General features: G+C 62.2%; 5 protein-coding genes. All 5 read left to right on the forward strand.

All coding sequences use genetic code 11. The features are described from left to right. Nucleotides 1-1,080 (forward strand): 3-isopropylmalate dehydratase large subunit (locus Q0288_RS08875; protein ID WP_299429552.1); only part of this gene is annotated, 1,080 nt, incomplete at its 5' end. Between the two features lie 146 nt (nt 1,081-1,226). Continuing rightward, nucleotides 1,227-1,772, forward strand: a complete 546-nt coding sequence (locus Q0288_RS08880; protein ID WP_299429554.1) for a homoaconitate hydratase — start codon at nt 1,227-1,229, stop codon at nt 1,770-1,772. Nucleotides 1,773-1,784: 12 nt separating this feature from the next. Further along, entirely contained in the window at nt 1,785-2,105 is a 321-nt protein-coding gene (locus Q0288_RS08885) for a paraquat-inducible protein A (protein ID WP_299429556.1), read from the forward strand. Nucleotides 2,106-2,146: 41 nt separating this feature from the next. Then, nucleotides 2,147-2,311, forward strand: a complete 165-nt coding sequence (gene lysW, locus Q0288_RS08890) for a lysine biosynthesis protein LysW (protein ID WP_299429558.1) — start codon at nt 2,147-2,149, stop codon at nt 2,309-2,311. Nucleotides 2,312-2,396: 85 nt separating this feature from the next. After that, nucleotides 2,397-3,242, forward strand: a complete 846-nt coding sequence (gene lysX / locus Q0288_RS08895; protein ID WP_299429559.1) for a lysine biosynthesis protein LysX — start codon at nt 2,397-2,399, stop codon at nt 3,240-3,242. The last annotated feature ends 42 nt before the right edge of the window (nt 3,243-3,284 follow it).

Here is a 3,284-nt window from a genome sequence, read left to right on the forward strand (position 1 = left end):
GAAAAAGTGGCCATCGTGATTGACCACGTGGCCCCAGCGGCCAACGTAGAGGTGGCCAAGGCTCAGAAAGAGATTCGCGAGTGGGGCCGAGCGCATGGTTGCCGGGTGTTTGATGTGGGCCGGGGAATTTGCCACCAGGTGCTGGTAGAGGAGCGCCTGGCCCTGCCGGGCGGGATTGTGCTGGGCTCCGATTCGCACTCCACCACCTACGGGGGTATCGGCTGTTTTGGCACCGGCATGGGAGCCACCGATATTGCCCTGGCCGCGGCCTCGGGGCGCACCTGGCTCAAAGTGCCGGCCACGGTGAAAGTGACCTTTAAGGGCCAGTTGAACCCCAGCGTGAGCGCAAAGGATGCGGCGCTGGAGATGGTGCGCGTCCTCACCGCCGATGGGGCCACCTACATGAGCATCGAGATGCATCTGGCCGAGGGGGCCGAGTACCTGAGCCAGAGCCAGCGCCTGACCCTGGCCAACCTGACGGTAGAGGCCGGGGCCAAGTGCGGGCTGGTGGTGCCCAGCGGCGAGATTCTGAAAATGTACGATGTGCCCGGCTGGCTTTACCCCGACCCGGATGCGGTGTATGCCAAGCAGGTTGAGATTGACCTGGTCACGCTCACGCCCCGCGTTTCGGTGCCCTTTTACGTGGACAACGTGGAGGAGGTTTCGGCGGTGGCGGGCAAGCGGGTGGATCAGGTGTTTGTAGGCACCTGCACCAACGGGCGGCTGGATGACCTGCACCAGGTCGCGGCGGTTTTGAAGGGCCGGAAAGTGGCCACGGGGGTGCGGATGCTGGTTATTCCCGCCTCGTCGCAGGTGCTGGAAGAAGCTGCCGCCGACGGGACGCTGCTCACCCTGCTGCAAGCCGGCGCGACCCTGGGTACTCCCGGCTGCGGGCCGTGCATGGGGCGTCACCAGGGGGTGCTAGCGCCGGGCGAGGTCTGCGTGAGCACCTCCAACCGCAACTTCAAAGGGCGGATGGGCGCGGCAGATGCCGAGATCTACCTGGCCTCGCCACGGGTGGCGGCGGCGACGGCGGTGGCTGGCTACATCACCACACCGGAGGAATTGTCGAGGGTCTAGAGTCGAGGGTCGAGTGGCGGAAGGCTAATGAAGCGGATGGTTTATTACCCAACCCCGAGCCGACTCAGGCGGCTGCCTGGCGATACCACCCAGGACGTGTTGGCGATAAAAGAACTTGGCGACCGCGAGCAGAGGAAGTGGAACTGATGGCACGAATCTGGAAGTTTGGCGACTCAATCAATACCGACGACATCCTGCCGGGCAAGTATGCTCCCTTCATGGTGGGCGAGGACAAATTTCATACCTACGCCTTCGCGCACCTCCGCCCCGAGTTTGCCGCTAACTACCAGCCCGGCGACATCCTGGTAGCAGGGCGCAACACCGGGCTGGGCTCCTCACGCGAGTATGCCCCCGAGGCCCTGCGCAAACTGGGCCTGCGGGCCATTATCGCCAAAAGCTATGCCCGGATTTTTTACCGCAACCTGGTTAATCTGGGCATAATGCCCTTTGAAGCCCCGGAGGTGGTGGATGCTTTGCAGGACGGCGACCAGGTGGAGCTGGAGTTTGAGCAAGGCCTGCTCAAGCGAGGTTACTCGCACAGCGAGTATGCGCTACGCGCACCCCCGAGGGGCCCAGACACCTTTGGGCTAACCCCGCCCCCGGCATTTTTGCTCGAGGCCCTGCGCGAGGGGAGCATTTTGGAGTATTACCGCAAATATGGCCGGTTTCCCGGCGAGGAGGCTCGAGGGTAAACTGAGGCCAGTATGGAAGACCTGGAAGTGATCTGTCCGGTGTGCGGCGAACCCAATTACGTCCCCGCCGAAGACCTCGAGGAACTCACCGAAGACGACTACTTCGAGTGCGAGTCCTGTGGCTCGCATCTGCAAATTCTCTCCACCGACCCACTGGAGCTGGTGGTCGTGGAAGACGGCGAGGAAGGCTTATTTGTGGACTGCCCCGAGTGTGGCCTGACCTTCGAGGTCGAGGGCGAGGAAGAGGCGGTCTGCCCCGAGTGCGGGCATCGCTTTGTTCCCGACTGGTCGGAACTGGGCGAGGACGAAGGGGACGTGGACTACCGAAGTTAAGCTGATAGCCAAAAACGTAGCATGAAGACAAGGGAGGATCTATGACCGCGGAGTGTATCGAATGTGGAAGTCCGATTGAGCTAAACAACCCGGAGCTGGGGGAGCTGCTGGTCTGTGATACCTGCGGCGCCGAACTGGAAGTGGTGGGCCTCGAGCCCCTCAAACTAGCCGCTGCCCCCGAAGAAGCGGAGGACTGGGGAGAATAGTTGCCAATAGTCCATAGCCAATAGCTGATAGCAGGCGTTTTGTCTATCAACTATGGGCTATAGGCTATAAGCTATCTGCAAATTTATGCTTGCCATTCTTTACGACCGTATCCGCCCCGACGAGGAGATGCTCTTCAAAGCTGCTGAAGGGCTGGGTATCCCTTTCAAGAAGATTTACGCCAAACATCTCTCGATGAGGGTAGGGCAGCGCCCGCCCGAACTGGACGGTGTAACCGTCGCAGTGGAGCGCCTGGTCTCGCAGAGCAAGGGACTGGCTGTCGCCCGCTACTTGAGTAGCCTGGGGATTCCGGTGGTCAACCGGCCCGAGGTGGTCGAGGTGTGCGGCGATAAGTGGGCCACTAGCTGCGCCCTGGAAGCACACGGCCTGGCCCAGCCGCTCACTGCCCTGGCCACCGAGCCCGACCAGGCCCTCAAGCTGATCGAGTCAATGGGCTATCCGGTGGTGATGAAGCCGGTGGTGGGCTCCTGGGGCCGCCTGCTCTCGCTGATCCGCGACCGCGATGCCGCCGAGGCGATGGTGGAGCACAAGGAGGTGCTGGGCGGGTACCAGCACCAGCTCTACTACGTGCAGGAACTGGTGGAAAAAGGGGGGCGGGACATCCGGGCCTTTGTGGTGGGCGACGCCTGCATCGCTGCCATCTACCGCAGCTCTGACCACTGGATCACCAATACCGCCCGTGGGGGCAAGGCCACCAGGTGCGAGGTCACCCCCGAACTGGCCCAGATGGCCGTAAAAGCTGCCCGGGCGGTGGGCGGGGGCGTGGTAGCCATAGACCTGTTTGAGTCGCCGAAAGGCCTGCTGGTCAACGAGGTCAACCACACCATGGAGTTCAGAAACTCGGTCTCGACCACCGGGGTGGATATTCCGGCCAGGATACTCGAGTACGCCTGGAGCATCCGCCTGCAATGAGCCATGCTTTTCACGCTCGGCCACTCCAACCACAGCGCCGAA

It is taken from the genome of uncultured Meiothermus sp., from assembly GCF_937863175.1.
In the GTDB taxonomy this organism is placed as follows: Bacteria; Deinococcota; Deinococci; order Deinococcales; family Thermaceae; genus Meiothermus.

Coding starts and splice junctions, on each gene's coding strand:
- Q0288_RS08880 (WP_299429554.1), top strand. CDS start 1,227: ATGGCACGAATCTGGAAGTTTGGCGACTCAATCAATACCGACGACATC.
- Q0288_RS08885 (WP_299429556.1), top strand. CDS start 1,785: ATGGAAGACCTGGAAGTGATCTGTCCGGTGTGCGGCGAACCCAATTAC.
- lysW (WP_299429558.1), top strand. CDS start 2,147: ATGACCGCGGAGTGTATCGAATGTGGAAGTCCGATTGAGCTAAACAAC.
- lysX (WP_299429559.1), top strand. CDS start 2,397: ATGCTTGCCATTCTTTACGACCGTATCCGCCCCGACGAGGAGATGCTC.